Annotated in this window: 1 protein-coding gene; it reads left to right on the top strand. The window is 65.3% G+C overall.

From position 1 onward, the window contains the following. The coding region (locus ACCC94_RS30245; protein ID WP_413353239.1) for an ABC transporter permease subunit at window positions 1-271 on the top strand (271 nt) is incomplete at both ends.

The raw sequence follows: 271 nt of genomic DNA, 5'->3' as shown, positions 1-271 counted from the left end.
ATGATGGGCCGCGCCGTCTATGCGATGGGCGGCTCGCTCGCGATCGCCGAGCGGCTCGGCTACAACCTGCGCGCGATCCATCTGTTCGTATTCGGTTATACAGGCATGCTCGCGGGCATCGCGGGCATTCTGCACGTGTCGAACAACCGCCTCGCGAACCCGTTCGATCTGGTGGGCTCCGAACTCGACGTGATCGCCGCAGTCATTCTCGGCGGCGCCCGCATTACGGGCGGCACGGGTACGGTGGTGGGAACGCTGCTAGGTGTGGTGC

The organism is Pseudomonas sp. Pseusp97 (assembly GCF_047304025.1).
Classification (GTDB): domain Bacteria; phylum Pseudomonadota; class Gammaproteobacteria; order Pseudomonadales; family Pseudomonadaceae; genus Pseudomonas.
Note: the sequence above shows the minus strand (reverse complement) of the source record. Positions and strands in the feature narration are given on the sequence as shown.